21 protein-coding genes, 1 rRNA gene and 1 riboswitch are annotated in these 20,752 nt (G+C 40.8%); of the genes, 3 read left to right on the forward strand and 19 right to left on the reverse strand.

Features of this window, described 5'->3' with window-relative positions:
• A partial coding sequence (locus tag Q7P97_RS06470) for a catalase (RefSeq protein ID WP_303968167.1) occupies positions 1 to 1,605 on the forward strand: 1,605 nt, incomplete at its 5' end.
• A gap of 70 nt (positions 1,606 to 1,675) precedes the next feature.
• On the opposite strand, the gene Q7P97_RS06475 is transcribed toward Q7P97_RS06470, so the two are convergent.
• From Q7P97_RS06475 to comGA, 16 genes are all read right to left on the reverse strand, one after another.
• Positions 1,676 to 2,440: an SDR family NAD(P)-dependent oxidoreductase gene (locus Q7P97_RS06475; RefSeq protein ID WP_303968169.1), complete on the reverse strand. Its 765-nt coding sequence runs from the start codon at positions 2,438 to 2,440 to the stop codon at positions 1,676 to 1,678.
• The gene (locus tag Q7P97_RS06480; RefSeq protein WP_303968171.1) at positions 2,437 to 3,387 is read right to left on the reverse strand and encodes a 3-hydroxyacyl-CoA dehydrogenase family protein; all 951 of its coding nucleotides are present in this window, start codon (positions 3,385 to 3,387) and stop codon (positions 2,437 to 2,439) included. Before Q7P97_RS06480 ends, Q7P97_RS06475 begins: the two co-directional genes overlap by 4 nt.
• Positions 3,388 to 3,463: 76 nt before the next feature.
• Entirely contained in the window at positions 3,464 to 4,780 is a 1,317-nt protein-coding gene (locus tag Q7P97_RS06485; protein ID WP_303968174.1) for a GntP family permease, read from the reverse strand.
• A gap of 41 nt (positions 4,781 to 4,821) precedes the next feature.
• Positions 4,822 to 6,102: a histidinol dehydrogenase gene (gene hisD, locus Q7P97_RS06490; protein WP_303968178.1), complete on the reverse strand. Its 1,281-nt coding sequence runs from the start codon at positions 6,100 to 6,102 to the stop codon at positions 4,822 to 4,824.
• A gap of 153 nt (positions 6,103 to 6,255) precedes the next feature.
• Positions 6,256 to 7,242: a LacI family DNA-binding transcriptional regulator gene (locus tag Q7P97_RS06495; protein ID WP_303968181.1), complete on the reverse strand. Its 987-nt coding sequence runs from the start codon at positions 7,240 to 7,242 to the stop codon at positions 6,256 to 6,258.
• Positions 7,243 to 7,550: 308 nt separating this feature from the next.
• The gene (locus Q7P97_RS06500; protein WP_303968183.1) at positions 7,551 to 8,390 is read right to left on the reverse strand and encodes a malate synthase; all 840 of its coding nucleotides are present in this window, start codon (positions 8,388 to 8,390) and stop codon (positions 7,551 to 7,553) included.
• 555 nt (positions 8,391 to 8,945) lie between these two features.
• On the reverse strand, positions 8,946 to 10,433 hold the full coding sequence (gcvPB, locus tag Q7P97_RS06505) for an aminomethyl-transferring glycine dehydrogenase subunit GcvPB (protein WP_303968185.1): 1,488 nt from the start codon (positions 10,431 to 10,433) through the stop codon (positions 8,946 to 8,948).
• Positions 10,426 to 11,772 carry an aminomethyl-transferring glycine dehydrogenase subunit GcvPA gene (gcvPA, locus tag Q7P97_RS06510; RefSeq protein ID WP_303968188.1) on the reverse strand — a complete coding sequence of 449 codons (1,347 nt, stop codon included), beginning with the start codon at positions 11,770 to 11,772 and terminating at the stop codon, positions 10,426 to 10,428. The genes gcvPB and gcvPA overlap by 8 nt, the downstream gene beginning before the upstream one ends.
• Positions 11,773 to 11,792: 20 nt before the next feature.
• Positions 11,793 to 12,893 carry a glycine cleavage system aminomethyltransferase GcvT gene (gene gcvT / locus Q7P97_RS06515; protein ID WP_303968190.1) on the reverse strand — a complete coding sequence of 367 codons (1,101 nt, stop codon included), beginning with the start codon at positions 12,891 to 12,893 and terminating at the stop codon, positions 11,793 to 11,795.
• Between the two features lie 163 nt (positions 12,894 to 13,056).
• Positions 13,057 to 13,149, reverse strand: a riboswitch (glycine riboswitch).
• A 133-nt stretch (positions 13,150 to 13,282) separates the two neighbouring features.
• Positions 13,283 to 13,789 (reverse strand): shikimate kinase, encoded by a 507-nt coding sequence (locus Q7P97_RS06520; protein ID WP_303968193.1) that lies wholly within the window; start codon positions 13,787 to 13,789, stop codon positions 13,283 to 13,285.
• A 162-nt stretch (positions 13,790 to 13,951) separates the two neighbouring features.
• Positions 13,952 to 14,386 carry a competence type IV pilus minor pilin ComGF gene (gene comGF, locus Q7P97_RS06525; RefSeq protein ID WP_303968196.1) on the reverse strand — a complete coding sequence of 145 codons (435 nt, stop codon included), beginning with the start codon at positions 14,384 to 14,386 and terminating at the stop codon, positions 13,952 to 13,954.
• Complete coding sequence (locus Q7P97_RS06530) at positions 14,383 to 14,682, reverse strand: hypothetical protein (RefSeq protein WP_303968199.1); 300 nt, start codon at positions 14,680 to 14,682, stop codon at positions 14,383 to 14,385. The genes comGF and Q7P97_RS06530 overlap by 4 nt, the downstream gene beginning before the upstream one ends.
• On the reverse strand, positions 14,675 to 15,130 hold the full coding sequence (comGD, locus tag Q7P97_RS06535; protein ID WP_303968201.1) for a competence type IV pilus minor pilin ComGD: 456 nt from the start codon (positions 15,128 to 15,130) through the stop codon (positions 14,675 to 14,677). The genes Q7P97_RS06530 and comGD overlap by 8 nt, the downstream gene beginning before the upstream one ends.
• Positions 15,117 to 15,428, reverse strand: a complete 312-nt coding sequence (comGC, locus tag Q7P97_RS06540) for a competence type IV pilus major pilin ComGC (protein ID WP_303968202.1) — start codon at positions 15,426 to 15,428, stop codon at positions 15,117 to 15,119. The genes comGD and comGC overlap by 14 nt, the downstream gene beginning before the upstream one ends.
• 14 nt (positions 15,429 to 15,442) lie before the next feature.
• A complete protein-coding gene (comGB, locus tag Q7P97_RS06545; protein ID WP_303968206.1) occupies positions 15,443 to 16,495 on the reverse strand; it encodes a competence type IV pilus assembly protein ComGB in 1,053 nt (350 codons plus the stop codon).
• A complete protein-coding gene (comGA, locus tag Q7P97_RS06550; protein ID WP_303968208.1) occupies positions 16,482 to 17,486 on the reverse strand; it encodes a competence type IV pilus ATPase ComGA in 1,005 nt (334 codons plus the stop codon). The genes comGB and comGA overlap by 14 nt, the downstream gene beginning before the upstream one ends.
• Before the next feature lie 343 nt (positions 17,487 to 17,829).
• Here comGA and Q7P97_RS06555 point away from each other — a divergent pair, with 343 nt between their 5' ends.
• Complete coding sequence (locus Q7P97_RS06555; RefSeq protein ID WP_085426061.1) at positions 17,830 to 18,072, forward strand: DUF2626 domain-containing protein; 243 nt, start codon at positions 17,830 to 17,832, stop codon at positions 18,070 to 18,072.
• Positions 18,073 to 18,134: 62 nt separating this feature from the next.
• Here the strand turns inward: Q7P97_RS06555 and Q7P97_RS06560 are convergent, their stop codons facing one another.
• Positions 18,135 to 18,770: an MBL fold metallo-hydrolase gene (locus Q7P97_RS06560; RefSeq protein WP_303968210.1), complete on the reverse strand. Its 636-nt coding sequence runs from the start codon at positions 18,768 to 18,770 to the stop codon at positions 18,135 to 18,137.
• A 158-nt stretch (positions 18,771 to 18,928) separates the two neighbouring features.
• Here Q7P97_RS06560 and Q7P97_RS06565 point away from each other — a divergent pair, with 158 nt between their 5' ends.
• Positions 18,929 to 19,111, forward strand: a complete 183-nt coding sequence (locus tag Q7P97_RS06565) for a DUF2759 family protein (RefSeq protein ID WP_029054522.1) — start codon at positions 18,929 to 18,931, stop codon at positions 19,109 to 19,111.
• A gap of 112 nt (positions 19,112 to 19,223) precedes the next feature.
• Here the strand turns inward: Q7P97_RS06565 and Q7P97_RS06570 are convergent, their stop codons facing one another.
• Together Q7P97_RS06570 and rrf are read right to left on the reverse strand one after the other, a co-directional pair.
• Entirely contained in the window at positions 19,224 to 20,255 is a 1,032-nt protein-coding gene (locus tag Q7P97_RS06570) for a YqgU-like beta propeller domain-containing protein (protein ID WP_303968217.1), read from the reverse strand.
• Positions 20,256 to 20,673: 418 nt separating this feature from the next.
• Positions 20,674 to 20,752, reverse strand: a 5S ribosomal RNA gene (rrf, locus tag Q7P97_RS15590); the annotation flags it as partial.

Consider the following 20,752-nt stretch of genomic DNA (forward strand, 5'->3'; position numbering starts at 1 on the left):
AATCTACCTGTATTTTTCATTCAGGACAGCATGAAGTTCCCTGATCTCGTTCATGCGGTTAAACCTGAACCTGATACGGATATGCCACAAGCCGCTTCAGCGCATGATACGTTTTGGGATTTCGTAGCAAACAATCAAGAGTCCGCCCATATGGTCATGTGGCAAATGTCCGATCGCACCATTCCAAGAAGCTGGCGGATGATGGAAGGCTTTGGCGTTCATACTTTCCGATTCGTTAACAGTAAAGGAAAAGCCACATTCGTAAAATTCCATTGGAAACCTATACTTGGTGTACATTCGTTAGTATGGGACGAAGCGCAGAAAATCGCAGGAAAAAATGCAGACTTCCAACGTCAAGACCTGTGGGACTGTATTGACAATGGCTATTTTGCAGAATATGAATTCGGTGTGCAGATGATTGCCGAAAAAGATGAATTCATGTTTGATTTCGATATTCTTGACGCTACAAAGCTTTGGCCCGAAGAGATGGTACCAGTTAAGATTATCGGGAAAATGACATTAAACCAAAACGTCACGAACGTCTTCGCTGAAACCGAGCAAGCTGCCTTCCACCCAGGTAATATAGTGCCTGGAATAGATTTCACCAACGATCCACTCTTGCAAGGAAGGCTACTATCTTATTTAGATACCCAACTCTACCGACTAGGCGGACCGAACTTCGCTGAAATCCCGATTAACCGTGCAGTCTGTCCGTTCCATAATAACCAGCGTAATGGGTTCAATCGTCAGCGGATTGATGTCGGCAAAGTTAGCTATCATAAAAATTCACTCGCTAATAACACTCCTTCCACTTCGACGGCTAAAGAAGGCGGTCTTGAACATTACGCTGAGAAAGTAGAAGGCCGTATCATTCAAGCACGGAGTGAATCATTCAAAGACCACTTTTCACAAGCTCGAATGTTCTGGAACAGTATGTCGCCTCCCGAAAAGCAGCATATTATTAACGCGTTTAGCTTCGAAGTAGGAAAAGTGAATAGTATAAGTGTTCGACAACAAGTGGTAGATATGTTCTCAAACGTTGATCGGGAAATGGCTACTGCAATAGCGAATAATGTAGGAGTCAACAAGCCGACGGGTGAGCAAGTGGATGTGACGGCATCCTCCCCTGCGCTGAGCCAGGAAAACACTGCTCGCTATCCATATAGCATGAAAGTTGGCATTTTAATTGGCGACGGTTTTGACGATGATGTAGTGAAATCTACAATTGAACACTTAGCAAAGTATGGCGTGTGGACGTACACGATTGGCGAAAAACTGGGTACAGTAAGAGGTAAGAATGGACTGGAGATTCAAGTCAATGAAACATTTTCAACGACAGCTCCGGTGCTATTTGATTCTCTGTATGTAGTAGGTGGAAACGCAGCGAATCAAGCGAAATTCAATTCGGATAATGTCTATTATATTAATGAAGCATTTATGCATTATAAACCGATCAGTGTAGCCAAAACCGGAAACTCTTTATTCGCAGCATCTGATGCAAAAAAAGGACCGGGCATTGTACTCGCTAAAAATAATGTTGCATTTAACGACGAGTATATACTCGCAATTACCCAGCAACGCTTTTGGGATCGAGATATTTACTGATTATATACAGCAAAAAGCGTCACTCGGTTCCTCTCGAGTGACGCTTCTTTATATGACAATGATGCACTCATTAAATAGCTGTCCATCCACCGTCAACTTTAATGGTTTCACCTGTAACAAAACCGGCCATATCAGAAGCCAAATATAGAACCGCCCCTGAAATATCTTTCGGTTTCGCCAATCCATTTAACAAGATACGCTTCTCTACATCGGATTTAAAATCTACATCCTCAAACATTTTCTCTGTTAACTCGGTTTCAATGAACGTAGGAGCTACTGCATTGACCGTCACACCATGCTCTGCCCACTCTACCGCTAGCGCTTTCGTCAATTGAACTAGCCCGCCTTTGCTGGCACAATACGCTGCACGTTTGTAATAACCTACGAAAGCCATTTGTGAAGCGATATTAATGATCTTACCGCTGTTTTGCTTCAGCATATGACGTGCGGCTGCCTGACTGCTAAAGAACACCGACTTCAAATTCAAATCAAGTACGGTATCCCAATCTGCTTCAGTCACTTCCATTGAAGGCTTCGCAATATTTACTCCCGCGTTATTAACTAACACGTCAATCGTTCCAAACTCCGTCACGACGGTCTCGATCAGTTGTTGGATTACAGATAAATCGCTTAAATCTCCCGGTATACCCATACATCTTGGATTCAGCTCCTGCAGCTCTATTACTGCTTTTTGAAGAACTTCTTTATCACGTCCAGTAACGATGACATTCGCTTTAAGCTCCGCAAATGTACGCGCGATATCTTTTCCTATCCCTTTGCTTCCACCGGTAACAATCACCGTCTTGCCTGCAAGTTCAGTGAAATAGCTGCTCATTTTTCTACCTCCTCATCCAACTTCTTATCATTCTTCAAGAATTCGATCAACATGCGTTCTCGTTCTTTATTGATCTTGTGCGAAGTCTGTTCATCCCAGTCGTAAAATCCACGTCCGCTTTTATCCCCTAAATGACCCGCATCCACGAGACTAGTGACCGCTTCCCCTGATTGCTCAGCCACACTCAAGTCACTAAACAAGTAATCCGAGATGGCGGAAAACACATCCAGTCCGCCCATATCCGCTGTCATTAGAGGTCCAGTAACAGGCAAACGACGTCCGATGCTATAGGTAACTGCAGCATCTATGTCTTCTTTCGACGCTGCCCCAATGTCTAATAAATACTGCGCTTCTCTAAACAATGCGTATTGAAGGCGATTGCCTATAAAGCCTGTGATTTCTTTTTTCACCAGTACCGCCTTCTTATTCATCGACCTGAGTAACTCCATTGTCGACTCTACTGTTTCGTCGTCTGTATACTCTCCCATTACGACTTCTACAAGTGGAATCAAATGTGCCGGATTCCAGAAATGAGTGACGATGAATCGATTAGGATACTTCATTTCTCTAGCTAGTTCACTAGGTTTAAATCCAGATGTGTTGCTGGCAATAATGCTTGTTTTACTGACGAGTTGCTCTAACTTTTTATACAATTCCCGTTTTAATTCAATTTGCTCAGGAATTACTTCAAATATAAAACTAGAGTCAACAACTGCCTCTTCTAAGGAAGTTGTGAATTCGATGGATTTCTGTATTTCTTCTATCTTAATTACATCCAGTAAATCGTTTTCCATCATAGTATCTAACTTACTATATAACCCAGCTCGTGCTGTATCAAGATCCTCTTCGCTCATTCCAACCAGTCTAACAGGAATACCTGACCAAGCAGCCGCCAGTCCTATAGAGTGGCCCATTGTACCGCAGCCTATAATCGTTATAGCATTCATTTCATTCACTCCTTTTCATTGCCTGGGAAATTAAGAGACCCAACAAACCAAGTTATGGCTCGTTGGGTTCATGTTCTTATAGTCCGATTGAGAATAGAATCACTGCCAATGCAGCACCAAGTATAGGTACAACAACTGACAATGCTCCAAATGCTGGGTACGCATCTTTATGCGTTTCACCTGCTATGGATCGGATCGTCGTTACAACATATCCACCTTGAGGAAGTGAATCGAGTGACCCTGAAGATATGGAAACTGTACGATGCAAGGCTTCCGGATCGACGCCTAAATCTAAATAATGTGGTGCTAGCAGTGGCAAGGCGATAGCTTGTCCACCTGATGAAGATCCAGTCAGTCCGGCAATGACCGCTACTGCCAATGCCCCACCGATCAGAGGGCTACCTGGTATATCCGTCATCACGTTGACCGCCGCTTCAAAAGCCGGTGTCGCCTTTACTACACCACCAAAACCAACAACTGCTGCAGTGTTGGCGATCGCAATCACTGCACCCATTGCCCCTTCTCCAACCGCATGTCCAAAGTTCTGGAAGTATCTTTTATTCAGCAAGAATGTTGCTAATATACCACCACTTAAAGAGATGATCAGTGCGGACGTTCCGAGTGATTGGTGTAAAAGTAAAGTGAGACCAAGTACAACAACCAACGGAATCATGCTAAGAATTGGATTAGGAAGATCTCTTTTCATATCTACTTCTTTATCTGTTTTTCTTGAGATGAATTTCTCGCCATTGGCAACAGCTTTTGAAATCATTCGTTTCAACCACCAATAGCCAAACAAGAACATAAAGACGGCTACGAAAATACTAACTTCCCATCCGGCATATGGAGTCGTCCCAAGAAACTCAATTGGAATCCAGTTTTGGATTTCAGGAGATCCTGCAGACGTCATCGTAAATGTCGTAGAACCGAATGCCAGTGCTGCAGGAATGAATCTTCTTGGCAAGTCAGCTTGTTTGAAGAGACTGAGCGCCATCGGATATACCGAGAATGCAACAACAAACAAACTCACCCCACCATACGTTAACACTGCACAAGCTATAACTACAGCCAATGCCGCTCTCTTCATGCCGATTTTACTGACAATCCATTTTGAAATACTATCAGCACCGCCACTGTCTTCCATGACTTTACCGAATATTGCACCTGTCAAGAACATCAAATACCAAGAGGCGATAAATCCTGTAAATCCGCCCATATAGTTCGTTAAGAAGTTAACCGCGCCTTCTTCTACTAACTGTGGGAACAGCGGGATTCCATTCAAAATTGCGATAAATAGCGCTGTAATCGGCGCCGCAATAAGAAGGTTCATCCCTTTCATTGTCAAAAAGATCAAGATCGCAAGTCCCCCAAAAAGGCCGATCATCCCTAACATAGTCATTCCTCCTAATTACCTTGCTACCTTAAAAGTTCTCTTTAGTTTTTTCCGTAACGATCTACTCGAAGTTGAGCTTGTCTTGCATGCCCTTCAAAGTTTTCCAATAGACAAAGTCTTGCTGCGTATTCGCCGATATAGGCTGAAGCTTCAGGTGTTGTGATCTTCTGATAAGTTACTGTTTTGATGAATTTACCAACCCACAATCCACCTGTGTATCGAGCTGCCCCTTTAGTCGGTAATGTATGATTTGTTCCAATTACTTTATCTCCGTACGCTACGTTTGTCTCTGGTCCTAAGAACAAGCAACCGTAGTTAGTCATATTCTTAAGGAAGTAATCTGGGTTCTCCGTTAAAATCTCTACGTGTTCAAATGCCAAACGATCCGCTTCTACACGAGCTTCTTCAATGGAATCCACGACCAATATTTGACCATAGTCTTCCCACGATACGCTTGCAACGTCTGCGGTCGGAAGCGTTTCCAATTGACGCGCAATTTCTTTAATAGTTTCATATGCAAGCTCTTCAGAAGTCGTAATCAATGCGCCAGGAGACGTTGGTCCATGTTCACCTTGTCCTAGAAGGTCAATTGCAATCATTTCTGCATCTGCTGTGTGGTCTGCTACAACTAATGTCTCGGTTGGACCTGCAAAGAGGTCTATTCCTACACGACCGTATAATTGACGCTTCGCTTCTGCAACGAACGCATTACCAGGTCCGACAATCATATCAACAGATTCAATTGTTTCTGTCCCGATCGCCATTGCAGCCATCGCTTGAATGCCACCCAACAAGTAAATTTCGTCTGCTCCTGCTAAATACATAGCCGCTATCGTCGCTTTTGGAATTTCACCATTAATCGGTGGTGTACATGCGATCACTCGTTTCACTCCTGCAACTTTCGCAGTTAACACGCTCATATGTGCTGATGCAACCATCGGGTAACGGCCACCAGGGATATAACAACCTACACTATTTACAGGAATATTTTTATGCCCCAAAATAACTCCTGGAATATTTTCCACTTCAACATCATGCAATGAAGCCAGTTGTGCTTCTGCAAACGCTTTAATATTAGTTTGCGCAAACTTAATGTCTTCAATGACGCTATCAGGCACTTGTGCCACGATATCTTTAATTTCCGATTCGCCCAATCTGAATGATTCAGGGCTCCACTTATCGAACTTCTCAGATAATTCACTAACTGCTTGGTCACCGCGAGTTTCTACATCTTTTAAAGCTCCTGCAACGATTTCGGATACCTTTGTGTCATTTGCTAAAACTTCTTCTTGAGATTTACCTGCTTTAATCACTTTTACCATGAGTACGCCTCCTATTTTTTAACCGCTTACATTATTCCTTAGACATTTTACTAATCTATACTAGTAGAACTTGTAAGAGTAAATAATCTTGCATACGTATGCAAGAGACTCTATATGAAAATCCTAGTCCAACTATTCATTAAAGCCAAGAAATTATGTGGTTTTTCTTTCAACTAATTTTCCATCCACTTCTATTGTACGGACTAATCCCGTATAGGACTGGACTTCATCCATCAGATAAGTCACTGTTTTCTCGATCATTTCTTCTATTGGCTGTTCCCATGTAGTTAACTCATATGCAGGCCAAGAAGTCATCGCGATATTATCAAATCCAATAACCCTAGTGTGTTCTGGTATAAGAACTTTATACTTGCGAAAGGCATCCAGTAGTCCTAGCGCCATAATATCATTCGCAACAAAAATTGCAGAAGGTAACTGATTTTCTTCTAAAATGGTCATTGCCGTAGTATATCCACCTTCGTAAGTGTAGTCTGAATTATACGTACGGAGTGGGATATTTTGTTGATCGAGTATTTCACAAAAGCCTTTTTTTCGTTCACTGCTCGTTGACGTATCTTCATTACCTGTCACCAACGCTAATTCAGTTGATCCGGTAGCTAATAAAAATTGTGCAATAGAGCGACCTGCTTGTAAATTATTGCAACTTATTGAATGATAGACGTTGTTACGCGGCTTTCTATTAAAGAATACTATGGGAATTTGACTTTTTTCGAACTCTTCCCCTACTTCTTGTGACATCGTCGCATCCGTCACGATTACACCTGCTACATTGTAGTTGAGTAATGTTTCCACATCTTCATCTTGAATTTCATCATTATTTGTTGAAACAAATAAGATGCTGTATCCCTGCTGTTTAAAGATGGAGCTGAATCGTTTCAACACATGCGCATAAAATGGATTTTGCACATTTTTCATTACCAACCCAATAATTTTAGACTGGTTCGTAATTAGACTTCTCGCGTATACGTTAGGACGATAACCAAGTTCTGCTGCCGCCTTCAGAACTCGTTTCCTAGTTTTATCCGAAACAGAAGCACCTTCAAAATAAACTCTTGAAACTGATGACTGTGAAACGCCAGCCAGCTTAGCGACGTCCATCGCAGTTACTGTATTTCGCATCTTGATCCATTCCCCCTGGTACTAGTTTTTAATTTACTGTATATGTATGATGGCTATTTACCATAGAAGCAACATGTATGGTGTTTATGTCTGAACTTTAATTATATCAGAAAAGCTCATGTGAATTGACTACTAGTATGTATTGCTATCCAAAATAGTACACTGCACACCGGGAATGACTTGTATCTTGACTATGATTTCTTGAAAATGAATAAGCTGCCAGGTACCAACACAGTCATCCTGTGCTCGTACCTGGCAGCTTTAATTTGTTCAGCTATTCATAAAGTGCCTCGTTTAACTTGTTTTAGTTACGAGTTCAGTGCACCTTCAGCTTCTGGAATATTTGTCATGTCAATCGCATTCATTCTACAGAAGTAGTCCATGAAATTTTGTGCTTCTTTGATTTCTTCTTCATCCGTTTTCAACGCAATGATATCTCGCAATATTTGAGCAGTCCAAATATTATCAAAATAGCGGAATGTTCCTGAATTCCATGAAGTACGTTCTGGGTAGTTTTTATTTTTATAGTAATTCCAGAAAAGCATTTTCTGAGATTCTTCTTCCGTCAGTCGGATTCTATATTCAGGGTGGTAAGGAACCAATCCGTCTTCCCCAATAGTACCTGTAAATGTATCATCAACCATGAAAAGACCTAAAATAATTCTTTCCGTTTCGGTTTGATCAGATGTTCTTACGGTTAGAATACCAGCACTATTAGGGCGCAAACGAGTAACAGGGTTCGGTAGACCTTTGTTCTTCCCACTCTGAATGTTGCCTGTAGTTATTTCCCAACTATTCAAAATGTCTGATTTCTTTTCTGAATCTAACCAGAAAACGATTTGTGAGCTTTCATGAATTTTATGATTCTTGAGTATTTCTCTACGTTGCTGTTCTAATCTTTGAGCAGCTTTTTCTTCTTTTCGTTTCTTCTCAAGAATTTTTTCTTCAGCTTTTCTTTCTACAAAGACTTTTTCTAATGACTCTGCCATACTTCGATCATTTAATTTAATAAAGTTTTCAAAAGCATCGGGATAAACAAATCTTTTAAGATCCTTGTTAAAATCAACGGTGATGAATGATTCCTCGTGTTCCACAATATTTCCTTCACCAAACACGTTATGAGTTATTTCTTCGTTAATCAAATTCACTAGACATTCTCCTCCTATTAAATTCTTTGATACACGTCTTGACAGTTAGTCTTATCAAGACACCCTGCTACAACCTGCTTTTTAAAAAAATTATTAAATTAAATGGAACAAGCCAATTTTCAAAATCAAAAAAGCGCCCTCCATTCCTTGCTGGAATAAGCTGCGCAGGATCATCAAATGCAGTCCCGATTACTTGTACTTATATAGTATAACATGTAATCAGAAATTTCTCAAATTTTTAGTTGACATCGCTCAATTGTTTATCGTATAATATACAATTTTCATTTTGATAGAGAGTCTGTGAGTTACTAGTATTACTATTACTACTGTCTACGTAGAGATTATAATTTCATCATGTTCAATTGAAAAAAACATAGTGTACTTTGACAGTATATAGCTCTCAATTATATTCACTAGAGCTTCCTAATATTCCTCTGAAAACAATGAGATAACTCGTCAGTCGTCCAGCCTACACGATGTTGAAGTTCAATAAAATTACCCGGAAAATAATTAAAGAGCACCGCTATGTTTCAACGGTGCTCCATTCTCATATATTTATTGTACAGTTTCTTCTACAGGTGACTCTTCTTTTTTATAACGTAACACAGGCTTACGTGCTGCCTTTGTTTCATCCAAACGACCGATGACAGTTGTGTGCGGTGCTTCTTGGACGATTTCTGGATTCTCTTCTACTTCCTTCGCAATTTGAATCATCGCTTCGATGAAGTTATCCAATGTTTCTTTGGATTCTGTTTCTGTCGGCTCGATCATCATAGCCTCCTCGACATTCAACGGGAAGTAGATTGTAGGCGGATGATATCCGAAATCTAACAAGCGCTTTGCCATATCAAGTGTACGCGCACCAAGCTTCTTCTGGCGACGGCCTGATAAGACGAATTCATGTTTACAATGCTGTGTATACGGAAGGTCGAAGTAGGGCTCTAGACGACGCATCATATAGTTTGCATTGAGTACCGCATATTCAGTAACAGCTTTCAAGCCATCCGGACCCATTGAGCGGATATACGTGTATGCACGTAAGTAAATACCGAAGTTTCCGTAGTACGGCTTCACGCGACCGATAGATTGTGGTACATCATAGTTTAGTACGAAACGATCATCTACTTTTTCAACAACCGGTTTTGGCAGGAATGCAGCGAGTTCGTCTGTTACCCCAACTGGACCTGAACCTGGACCACCGCCACCGTGAGGACCTGTGAACGTCTTATGCAAGTTCAAGTGAACCGCATCGAAGCCCATATCGCCAGGACGTGCTTTGGACATAACAGCATTCAAGTTTGCTCCATCATAATACAGCTTTCCACCAACTCCGTGAACTGCTGCCGCCATTTCCAAGATATCTTCCTCGAAAAGACCCAGTGTGTTTGGATTCGTCAACATCAATGCTGCAGTATCGGGACCTACTTTTGATTTCAAGTCTTCAAGATCAACTAAGCCTTTTTCATTCGACTTAACTGTCACTGTGTCAAAGCCTGCAACCGTTGCAGAAGCTGGATTTGTACCGTGAGCAGAGTCAGGAACAAGTACTTTCGTACGCTGTGTATCACCGTTTGCTTCATGGAAAGCACGGATCATCATCAATGCCGTCCACTCACCATGTGCACCCGCAGCAGGTTGCAATGTAACTTGTGGCATCCCTGTGATTTCAGCTAGGTGCTCTTGCAGATCGTACACTACTTCGAGCGCACCTTGAACCGTAGACTCGTCTTGTAACGGGTGAACGCGTGCGAATCCAGGGAAGCGTGCAACCGCTTCGTTGATTTTCGGATTATACTTCATCGTACAAGAACCTAATGGATAGAATCCTGTATCGACTCCATGGTTACGATTAGACAATGCAGTGTAGTGACGCATGATGTCCAGTTCAGATACTTCCGGCAGTTCTGCGTCTTCTGTGCGAATAACACCTTGAGATAAAATAGACGCAACATCTACTTCAGGTACATCTAATTCAGGTAAGCTATAACCGATTCGTCCAGGTTTGGATACTTCAAAAATGAGTGATTGGTTTTCCTTATGCATGGATAGCCTCCAATTCTTGCACGTATGCATCGATTTCTTCTTTCGTACGTTGTTCTGTTACCGCGATCAGTGCGTGGTTTGCAAGACTTTCGTCGACAAGACTCAAATCGTATCCACCGATAATCCCTTGGTCCAGCAAACGTTTGTTAACGTCTTTAATCGGTGATTTGCAATCTACTACGAGTTCATTGAAATGAGCAGCACCGAATTTCACTTCGAAGCCTGCTTTTTCAAATGCTTGTTTCGCGTAAGCTGTTTTCGCGATGTTCTGATACGCAATTTCCTTAATTCCTTCTTTACCAAGGGCTGTCATTGCAACAGATGCTGCAAGAGCATTGAGCGCTTGATTCGAACAAATATTGGATGTCGCTTTATCACGACGAATATGCTGCTCACGCGCTTGCAAAGTCAGAACGTATCCTCTACGACCTTGATCATCATTCGTTTCACCGACTAGACGACCTGGCACTTTACGCATCAACTTTTTCGATACAGCAAAATATCCACAGTGTGGTCCACCGAAAGACTCTGGAATGCCGAATGGTTGTGCGTCTCCAACAGTAATATCTGCTCCAAGCGCTCCAGGTGGTGTTAAGAGTCCTAAAGCAAGGGGATTCGCTGAAACGATCGATAATGCACCGTTTTCATGTGCAATATCACTGATTGCCTGAAGATCTTCTACTTGTCCGTAGAAGTTCGGGTATTGAACAAGCACTGCTGCTGTCTCATCGTCAATCAATTCTTTAAGCTTATCGATATCAGTTACACCGTTATTATGTGGAATCGTTACTACTTCAATGTATTGCCCGTCAGCGTACGACTTCACTACTGCGTGTGATTCGTTGTGAACAGTAGCAGACACTAGTAACTTCTTACGGCGTGTGTGTCCTGCAGCAAGGGTTCCCGCTTCCGCAAGTGCTGTTCCGCCATCATACATAGAAGAGTTCGCAAGCTCCATGCCTGTCAATTCACAGATCATCGTCTGGAATTCAAAAATCGCCTGTAACTCACCTTGTGAAATTTCGGGTTGGTATGGTGTGTACGCTGTATAAAATTCAGAACGTGAAATTACATGATCTACGATGATCGGACGATAGTGATCATAGACTCCCGCTCCTAGGAATGAAGCATAGTCTTGAGCGTTGATGTTTTTCGCAGCTAAACGTCCAAGTTCTTTTAAAAGAGATGTTTCGGATTTCGCAGGCTTAATCTTATATTCACCTTTAAATCGTACTTTTTCGGGAATATCCGAAAAAAGTTCATCGATGGAAGAAATTCCGATTGTTTCAAGCATGTCTTTCTGGTCTTGCTCCGTCATAGGTAGATAACGATGCTTCATAATAGTTTACCCCTTTTCACTTATGATCTTTTATAGAAAGGTGTTGCAATAACTTTTGCCTTCAGACGTTTCGTGCGAATTTCTACTTCAACTTCTGTATCGAGCTCAGTGAACTCTGTAGACACTAGCGCAAAACCGATGTTCTTCTTTAATGTAGGAGACTGCGTGCCAGTTGTGATTTCACCGATCTCTTTGTCGCCCGCAAATACTTTATAACCAGTACGCGGAATCCCCTTATCGATCATTTCGAGTCCAACAAGCTTACGTTCGACGCCTTGTTTTTTTTGCTTCACCAGTACCTCTTTACCAATGAAGTCTTCTTCCTTATTCACTTTCACGACGAAACCAAGTCCTGCTTCGAGTGGAGAAATATCTTCTCTTAGCTCTTGACCGTATAGTGGCAGCCCCGCTTCGAAGCGCAATGTGTCTCGTGCACCAAGACCTGCAGGTACGACACCATCTTCTTTGCCTTCTTGCAAAATCTTTGACCACAAGTTCTGGATGGCTTCAGGTGTACCGTAGATTTCAAATCCATTTTCTCCTGTATAACCAGTACGTGAAACAAGAACATCTTCCCCGCCTACTTGAACATGCTCTTTAAAGCGGAAAAATTTGATCTTTTCAAGCGATTCATCTGTTAGTTTCTGTAATATTGTCTCCGCCTCAGGACCTTGCAATGCGAGTAACGCATAGTTCGAAGACTGGTTATCGATGACAACATTATCTGTCTGCTGCTTTTCCATCCACTCAACATCTTTTTCAATATTGGATGCATTAACTACTAATAAATAGCGTTCATCTTCTAATTTATAAATTAAGAAATCATCGATCGTTCCGCCTTGCTCGTTACACATCACAGTATACTGCGCTTGGCCGATCTTCAGTTTGGAAACGTCATTCGTTACAAGTTTCTGCAAATAGTCAAGTGCTCCGCTACCACTAACAAACACTTCTCCCATATGCGAAACATCAAACAATCCCGCTTTTGTTCGAACGGCTTCGTGTTCTGCCTTGATGCTAGAAAACTGCACAGGCAACTCCCAACCGCCAAAGTCGATTGTTTTACCTCCGTACTCTTTGTAACTTTCAAATAACGGTGTACGTAATAATGGATTCGTCAAACTGTTTCCTCCTTTGTGTTCTAATCAAGAAACGATCAGTAGGTAATTCATCAAAAAAAGGACAGGGGTCTCCTATGAAAGAGAACCCCTGTCCTTTTGCCTGAAAGCTTTACAGTTTCCATACTTTCTTCGGCCGCTGATTACTCAGCACTCTCCAGAGATGCGTCATGTATGCGTTTTGTTACCTGAGAGATTCATAACAATCGTTACTTGCTCCTTCGGCGGCGCCTAATGCGCGCTCTCCCCATACAATCATTCGCATGATTCAATTAATTTTTCTTCATTGATATCTTAACATTTAATAGAAGTAAGCGCAATCTATTTCTTATAACAGTAAAAAAGCGAATGATAGTTTAATGTACAACTAAATCATTCGCTTTTATCCGTAATTATTGATATCTTTCGATTTGAAAGATAATATACTCCGAAATATCCGTCAAAGACTTACCCGTCGTCTCCACTGTAAAATGAGATGACTTCAAATATTTTGGTTTACGCTTTTTATACAGTGCTTCTAATTCCTGACGCGAAGATTGTTGCACGATCGGCCGATTGACATCCGTCGAGATTCTTCGCCAAATATCGCGAAATGATGCATTAAGAAAAAATACGATACCGGTTTCTCGCATCAGTCGAATATTCTCTTCCTTTACTGCCACACCGCCACCAGTCGCTACAATACAATATTCTTCCGGAAACTTCTCCAGGAATTCTGTCTCCAATTGTCGGAAGTACAGTTCTCCATACTGATCAAATATCTCAGGAATCGTCATTTGCATATGTTCTGAGATCTCATGGTCCATATCAAAGAACGGAATACCAGTCAGCGTATGCAGCCGTTTACCAATTGCGCTTTTTCCACAACCCATGAAACCTACCAAATAAATCCTTTTCATTTTCATCCATCCCGTTTCATTAATTCAACTGCTTTACGCTCATAATAGATTTCGAGCCAGTCGTATATTCTGTAGATACTATCATGCCATGAAACGAGGGAGAAAAGAAAGAGACTAACGAAAAATAATAATACAATCGCGAAAATAAATGATCCTCCCTTCTCATTCTTGATATAATCCAATCGCAAACGTCCTTTCTTTGCGCCTACCATCCATCATTTCGACAGCAATCTGCAATTCGCTACCGTTCACTGTGAATGCGTAGGTTTTTACATTCATCAACAGCGGAACATGACCGTCGCCATCTACCACCTTTCGAATCATTTGCTTATATTGTTGTATAATAATTTCCCCTCTTTTAGTTCGAAAAGATAAAATTGTAGGGTTTATTTCAGTAACTGCTGTTACTTCTTCTAATACTTCCTGAAACTCTAAAGAAAACAGTTCCCATTCACCAAGCAGATCTCCTTGATATACTTTTTCTATAGGTGTTTGCCAATAAAAAAACAGCACCGCTAATTGGATAAGCATAGTGAATATGAGTAAATGAATAATACTTTCCAATAATGAATAGCCTTTTTCATTCCAAAGTTTCATATACTCACACACTTACGATTTGCGACTTGTTGTACTTCATAAACTACACAAATTCGGCCATCTTGGACGGTCCAATCATAATGTAATTCTTCATGTGATCTCCGTCCTGTTGCTTGTCCTGAAGATTTAAACAGTATAGCCGCTTGATATGTGGTCTGTGCTGCAATCATCGCGGACTTTTTCCCAGCCACGGATGACGTCAATGTGGTAGCCAAGGGCAAAAGCGAACCAAAAATGACCATGACAATTACTAAAGACAGCATAGCTTCAGGCCACGATTGTCCTTTTTCATTCATAGACGATCATCCTCCCACGTTCAAACTGGAATGAGATTGTGACAAGACCTTTACTTTCTGTATTAATAGTTATTTTTCCTGTACGAATCAAATAACCTGTTTCAGCGAAATCCAACTGTCTTAACGGAGAATTTTTCGACCTATGCATTCCCGAAGGAAGTTCACCATGTAATATGTCTACAAAATCATTCGTTTCGACCGTATATTTCTGCCCCCCTTCATAAAACTTTAAACTAACTCTTTCCTTATGTGTAATAGCATATAATTGTGCTTCATGAACAGTCGCGATGAATAATTGCAACGCATCTTCTTCCGTCACTCTCTGTAAGCGTTTCTCACTAAAGGGAAGAATAACGGCTGTTATAATCATCATAATAGATAACACAAGCAAAAGTTCTAAAAAAGTAAAGCCGCGCTGATCGTCAATAGCTTGTTTAACCTCCTCCATTAGTTGCCGTGACTTTACCATCTCCAGCGATTGTAATCGCATTACCATTCGGACACGCAGGGTTATCTGGTAAATAGCCATCTGTAGTCAGCGCCGTAAGTGTGGGGACGAATTTCTTGTCCATTTTATACGCTTGCACCTGACCTTCTACCATCTTCACGTACGCCTCACAGCCCTTTTCGTCTATAGATTTGGAATGCTTCGTGACGTTCGGGATTGCAATCAAAATTAAAACAGTAATGATCAGCAACACGATCATCATTTCTATTAACGTGAAACCTTTTTCATTCTTCAGCAATATTTTTCCTCCTTTTAAATACTGTCGATCATTTTATAAACCGGTAGCAGAATAGATAAATAAGATAATAGGATACAGACGGCAAGCACGCCAAATAGAGCGGGTTGTAGAATTGCAATCCATTTATTAGCCTGCTCTTCTAGCTGTTTCGTCGTATGTTCACTATAGAGCATAAGTTCCTTCGATAAATAGCCTGTATCAGCGCCATGCTTCGCAAAATCTGCAAGTCTCGGCGACAGCCCGTCAGTTAAACGGATAGCTTCATGCAAAGATTCTCCATAAATAATTTGTTGACTCAGTTCGTTTGTGATAACAGATAATATAGGGTCTTCCGTCTGTTCATTCAGAACCGCTAAGGCGCTTTGCATCGATAATCCTGACTGCAGTAAACTACCAAGTTCACTCGCAAAATCCCTAGTTTTCATTTCACTATAGAATGTCTTCAGTCCAGGAACTTTCAAAATATAGTGTAAAGCCTCGTATGGGGACAACCTTTTCAACCAGATTCGGCTTAACAAAAAAACAACTCCCAAAATAACTGCTAGCACTAACAATACATCTGGTATGGAAGACACAAGCTTTGGCAATAGTTGAACGAGTCCACCTTCTTCATTCGCCCGCATTACAGTCAACGCTTCAAAATTCGGCAGAAAAAACTGTCTGAATGCTACTAATAAAAGTAGTAAGAAAGAAAACAACACACTCGGATAAGCTAGTAGTTTACGAATCTGCTTTTGCTTTTCCGCTTTTCGATTGACACGGTCCGCTACTTCTTTCAACGCGCGTATCAAGTTGCCATCTACTTCCGCAATCACAATGGGTAGCATAATACTATTACCGAATCCTAACCCCTTCAAAATATGTGAAACCCCATATCCCATCTTTAATTGATCTTCAACTTGTTGTAGCTTCTCATCATATTCCTTTGTATGGTAGGGCAAGATCAAAATTAGGCCTTCGTGAAATGTATAGCCTTCTTGTATTAACACGGAAAGTCGCACTAAAAACTCTGCTGGTTTTATTAACTTTTTATTGGAAGACTGACTGACTATTTTATTCCGAATCATAAGGAACCTTTTCATACAAAGCTTGCTGTACTTCGATTTTCTTATCAAATGGCGTTATAAACCGTTGACCGTTACCCATAGCTTCGGTCGCTAATTGCAAATCTGACTCTTGTAGTATCTCAAAAACCGCTGCTGTTTCTCCAGACTGTTGAGTAATCAAGCGTTGAGCGGATATTGCAATAATCGTCTGTCTAAGTTCTTCCATATGAATGCCAAGATCTAGCAAACGATACAAGCAACCGACAGGATCTTTCGCATGGATGGTGCTAAGAACCAAATGTCCAGTCAGTGCTGCTTCAACAGCGATCTTAGCCGTCTCTGCATCACGTATTTCACCGATCATAATAACGTCAGGTGAATGTCGTAAAATAGCTTTTAAACCCGCAGAATATGTAATACCCGAACGCTCATTCACTTGGATTTGCAGTAGATGACTGTGATTATTCTCAACAGGATCTTCTAGTGAAATGACATGACGCTTAAGTTCGCTTACACAATGCGATGTCAACGAGTAAAGTGTTGTTGTTTTACCTGAACCAGTGGGTCCCGTGACAAGAAACAGCCCTTGTTTGCATGCGGCGGCTTCGGCTAATTGTTCAGTCCAGTCAGGATTAAAGCACAACTGATTTAGCGGGACAATTTTGTCATGTTTTTGAATACGGATGGCAACACTTTCTCTCAATTGAATAGATGGGATTGTTGAAATGCGAAAAGAGAAGTTACAGTCGAAGAATGATCGATGAAAGGAACCGCTTTGGGGACGACGCTGTTCGCTAATATCTAATGAAGATAAAAATTTTAAGAATGAAATTAAACGGCCACCTAATGTATGTGGATACTCACCGATCTTTGAAAAGTACGAGTGCTTGCGAATGGTTACGTCATATCCTTGTGTCGTGGGAACAAAGTGAATATCCGTCGCTTCAGACTCAATCGCTTTCTCAAGCAGTTGTAAACATGTTTTTTCTATAGGGTTCTTATCAATTTCCATAGTTTTCTCCTTTCTCCATTCGACAAAAGACCACTTTTCATCTTAGAAAGAAGTATATAGGGGAATTAAATTGTTTAAAAACACACTACATTTGTGTTAATTCATTTTTGATAGTCAATATTCAGTCAAAACTTATTTCTTATCAAGAATTTGCTACCAAAAATCAATTTTCACATTATTTTAGTTCATGTTCTGTTATACTGTAACTAGCTACTGTCTAAAGCCGCACACACAAGTACACTCTTTTGTCACAATGTAAAATCGATTGGAGTTTACTTTTAGGCTAACGTTCTATTATAATGGATAAGAGCTTATTGTAATGTTGTGAAGGAGGGATTCTTAGATGGATAATATGTTTAAACTTTTAGGATTCTGGTCAGGTATTTTTGCTGTAATGTTCTATGTAGGAAATATGATTCCAGCTTCTTTACTTATGGTCGCGGGTACTATCTTCTTTATTCTACTTGGATACTTGAAGCTTTCAGAGCGTATGTATATTTACTTATTCGGAGCATACCTGATGATCTTCATGGTTGGTTTCAGTTACTATTCAATCTTCATTCACGTACCTGGTGGAGGACACTAATCCGTACATACAAAAAACAGCTTCCTCAATGGAAAGCTGTTTTTTGTTTATTTTACTTTTGATCAAAATCCATGCAAGTAAGGATTTTGATCTTTTTCGCTTCCAGGTGTCGTTGCAGCTCCATGTCCTGGATACAGCAACATTTCGTCGTCGAGTGTCAATAATTGTTCATGGATCGCTGTAAGCAATGTTTCTGTGTCGCCTCCTGGCAAGTCCGTACGACCGATACTTCCTTGGAACAATGTATCCCCTACGATTGCGAATCCATCCTCTTCAAAGATATAGCAAACGCTTCCAGGAGAGTGTCCAGGTACGTGACGCGTCTCCATCTTAAAAGGACCTACTTCTAAATATTTTTCATCATGAAGTAGCATGTCAGCTGGATTACAAATAACATCTGGCAGTACCGGATATTTCGCTGAGCCGTTTAACTCGGGATTTGCAAGCCACTTCTTTTCTGCCACATGCAAATATACAGGGATATCATATGCAGTACGAATTTTTTCCAATGCACCAATGTGATCAAAGTGCGCATGTGTCAGCATAATAGCAATAGGCTTCAGTGATAGCTTTCGCAATTCATAAAGCAAAGCTTCGCCGTCTTCGCCTGGATCAAAAATTAAACAATTCTTTTTTTCGTCTTCCAATATGTAACAATTCGTCTGAATTGGACCTAGTGGATGTATATGTACTCTCATTTATCTCACCTCTTTGTCTAATGTTAATGAATATGGACACAAATTTCAAATATTGTTCATTATTTAATCTCGACAAAACGTTTCATTAACAGTACAATAGAGGAGGAATATCGCTTTATGGCATTCATTTTTTCAATGTTGAAAGGAGTGTCTACTCAATGAATTTATTAGTCATCATTTTTGGATTGATTGCAATTTTAGCAGTCTTTGGAACGGTCCAAGCTTTTAAAGAGCGGAATCTTTTAAGTATTGTTTTCAATGTGGTAACGGTTGTAGTTATCGGAGGATTTACGATTGCTACTGTTATATATTCAGGATACCCACCACAATTACACAAATAAGTTCCAAAAAATAAGGACACCCCTTTATCGGGGATGTCCTTATTTTTTTGGTTCGAGAGTGCTTCGTCAGCCAAATCCTTCGATCAAGCTCACTTACCTTTTATAGCTAGATTTATTCCAATGGACCAATCTCCAACCACTTTACAGCCTCACCAGTCTCTACATCAATCCACGTATCCAAGTTATACCCTGTTAGACACTTGTTACCTTTACAATCAAGCGAGCCGCCTTCTGATAGCTCTTGGCGCATCACTTCCTTGCCATCCTGTATCTCTACTAAAAAACTCGTCGGCATCATTTCGGTTTGATTGGTGACAGTCATCATCAGCGTATTTTCATTCATAAACACAACTTGTTCCATCATAAATGAATCATCTTCTGCAAGCCATGTGTTCATCTGTTCTCCCGTCGTATCTAGCACGGAATACCGTATATGCTCACCGTCAAACGTTTCAATCAATACTCGACCACCTGCTGAATAAAACTGATTAACATCTTTCGCGAGCGTTGTTTTCTCACCAGTAGATAATGATTCTTTCAATATGTCCGTATCTTCCATATATATCAGCTCTTCGTTGCCTAGCCAGCCAGGAAATGGATCAGCAAGTTCTACTGCCACCAAAGTATCGTCATTCGCATCATATCGCATAATGTCATAACTCCAATCTTCAGCAAAAGCTGTGATCAGTATTTGGGAAGCATCGATATCATTCCATTGAATCTCAAGTTCTGAGGATTCTACTAGCACTTCATTTAATGCATTCCCATCATGATCGAGTATATGTATGATCGCTTCAGTTGAATCTTTTGCTGTTTTGACGAGTAGTCGCGGAACAGAAGAGTGAATTTTCACCTCAGAGATTATGGAAGAACTCGTAAATATAGTATGTATTTCCCCTGTCTTCAAATTAAACGATTGAAGACGATCATCTGTAGCATGATGATCCACGTACATAATTGTTGTTTCATTCAACCAACCTACAACGAATCGAATCTCGTCTTCAGTAGTAGTTAATATTTTCAAGTCTTGCGCTTCAAGTGGACCTTCATTTTCTGTTGATGGCATTTCAGTTTTAGCATCTTTGGTTTGCGTACAGCCTATGAGGAGACCTGCACACGCTATTGGAATAAGTATTTTCCTCATTTCTTGCACTTCCTTTACTATTTATACTTATAAAGGTTCCACATAAAACGCTGGAATATAGTGAATAATATGCCGTCGTAATTTTTCAATCATAATCAGCTATCGGACTCATGATACCACTTGTTCCTTCACAAAGCAGTTGAAAGCTTAAATAACTTTGTAAATGGGGGGCAATGAGTGTTTGCGGGAGGCTATAGAGCGCTTAGCGCGGCCGATAGAGCGGTCACAGGTAGAAATAGAGCACTCAGCGACACCAATAGAGCAGTCAACGCAGCGAATAGAGCGTTCACGGGGAAAGATTGATTATAGTGGATAAAAAGGTAACGCAATAAATGAACAGGATTATCTCCTCATTAATGCAATTAAATTTCCCCTGAAACCACAAAAAAGCCACTCCCCAAAGGGAATGGCTTCGCGTGCCTAGCAACGTCCTACTCTCACAGGGGGAAACCCCCAACTACCATCGGCGCTGAAGAGCTTAACTTCCGTGTTCGGTA

Origin of the sequence: Sporosarcina ureae, assembly GCF_029267015.1 — a bacterium.
In the GTDB taxonomy this organism is placed as follows: domain Bacteria; phylum Bacillota; class Bacilli; order Bacillales_A; family Planococcaceae; genus Sporosarcina; species Sporosarcina ureae_D.